Below are 1,705 nucleotides of genomic sequence, written 5' to 3'. Positions count from 1 at the left end.
ACGTCCCCAACGTGATCGGATGCAACCGCGTCCCCGAACCACCGGCCAAAACGATTCCTCGCATACGCAATCCCTTCACCGCGTGAGTCTTTGGTAGTGCCTTGGATAACATATCCGTTATCGTCTGCCGTCACCCCACGCAAAACGATAGGACTTGAACCGAAATGGTTCTCGACCCATTTCAACTGCGAAAAGGAACTGATCACCAGGCAATGTGGACGTTTGAGAATTTCGTTTAGCCGTCGGGCTGGGCGGCCAGCTGCCTGTCCGAGAGCACCTGCTTGAGTACTTCCGCCAATGACAGATGACCCTGCGAGGACGGATAGGCTCGATCGGCTCCGTTAAGGCCTGCTGCGTTTTCGGGGTTACGCCAGGTCGCGGTCGAGATATACATGTAACCGGTAGCGGACGCTGCGCGTTCAATTGCTTTGTCGACCGCGGACCGTACTTCAGAAATAAAGCCGTTGGCGTCAGCGAAAAGACCGAGCACGACCGGCACGGCGTCGGGGTAAGCCTCGCGTAGGGACTGCATGACCGAGATCGCGTTCACTTCCACAACAGCGGGATCCTTGTTCTCGTCACCGATGCCGCCCTCGAGCAGAATCAGTCCGACTCGTTGTCGCAACCGTTCCGGGATGTCGAGCTCACCGGCAGCGATCTGATCCACATAGTTCGGGACGTCCGACGGCGGCGGTCCCGACGAGACGTAGCTAGTTCCTGACGCTCCAAGAACGATGGGTGCATAACCGAGATCCCTCACTGCGGTAGCGCCGAACGTGCGTTCAGCAGCAACGCTATTCTCGCCGTTGAACCAAGAGTCCCCAAATGTCACAGCAACGGGACGCTGAGCTGCTGCGTTGATTACGGTTTGCTCGCCAGATGGTGGGTTAGCGATCATCAGAGGCGCGGGATCTGGTCTGCTCAACGCGTACGCCCCCGCACCCACTACAGTGATCAAGGACAGACCCAGAGCGATAATTCCGAGTACGGACCACTTCGTCACCTGTCTAGGGCCTGCTAACTCCCTATCGCGTTTGCTTCGCTTTATCCCCACAACTGAAGATCATGCCTTAGCGGTCGGCTCGAGCGCGCGACGAGCAATTTTGAGTGATGAACTAGTCGCGCGAGTTCACATTCATCTGTTGGTCTGCTAACGGGCGCTCCCTGAGACAGGTCATCACGTGACCCAGTGCGTGCGCGAAGCGTGGGATCGCTTACCGGCCACAGCGTGAAGTACCTGGGTGGTCGTCCCAACTGCGGTTAAGTGTGAGTTCCCGCTGTGTCTCTGACCGAGGCCACAGATTCTTCGTTGCCGGCGTAGGTCAACGCATCGAGCACCGTGATCTGGGCGTCCGGCCGAGTGGCGAGGGTCTGATGCACGAAATTCGCGCCGATGAACCCGGCACCACCGGTCACGAGAAGCTTCATGGACAGCAAGAATACGGGTGCGCCCGATACTGTGCTCTCGTGACTTTGCGTGAACTTTCGGTGGCCGGGGCGTTCGAGTACACCCCCAAGCAATTCGGCGACGACCGCGGCGTGTTCTTCGAATGGTTCAAAGCCTCCGTCTTCGAACCCGCCGTCGGGCACCCGCTGAACCTGCGGCAGGCGAACTGCTCCGTCTCCGCTGCCGGCGTCCTGCGCGGCATCCACTACACCGTGAACCCGCCCGGTCAGGCGAAGTACGTCACCTGCACACGCGGGG

The 1,705-nt window shown here is 59.2% G+C and carries 3 protein-coding genes and 1 pseudogene; 1 reads left to right on the top strand and 3 read right to left on the bottom strand.

Features of this window, described 5'->3' with window-relative positions:
* The 3 genes and pseudogenes from IEW02_RS25515 to IEW02_RS24970 form a co-directional block, all read right to left on the bottom strand.
* The coding region (locus IEW02_RS25515) for an LPKTxAVK-anchored surface protein (protein WP_371829998.1) at positions 1-112 on the bottom strand (112 nt) is incomplete at its 3' end.
* 123 nt (positions 113-235) lie between these two features.
* A complete protein-coding gene (locus IEW02_RS24975) occupies positions 236-832 on the bottom strand; it encodes an SGNH/GDSL hydrolase family protein (RefSeq protein WP_188548156.1) in 597 nt (198 codons plus the stop codon).
* A gap of 449 nt (positions 833-1,281) precedes the next feature.
* A pseudogene (locus IEW02_RS24970) lies at positions 1,282-1,428 on the bottom strand (NAD-dependent epimerase/dehydratase family protein); the annotation flags it as partial.
* A 39-nt stretch (positions 1,429-1,467) separates the two neighbouring features.
* Here IEW02_RS24970 and IEW02_RS24965 point away from each other — a divergent pair.
* The coding region (locus tag IEW02_RS24965) for a dTDP-4-dehydrorhamnose 3,5-epimerase family protein (RefSeq protein ID WP_188548015.1) at positions 1,468-1,705 on the top strand (238 nt) is incomplete at its 3' end.

The sequence above is a fragment of the Rhodococcoides trifolii genome (genome assembly GCF_014635345.1).
GTDB lineage: Bacteria > Actinomycetota > Actinomycetes > Mycobacteriales > Mycobacteriaceae > Rhodococcoides > Rhodococcoides trifolii.
Note: the sequence above shows the minus strand (reverse complement) of the source record. Positions and strands in the feature narration are given on the sequence as shown.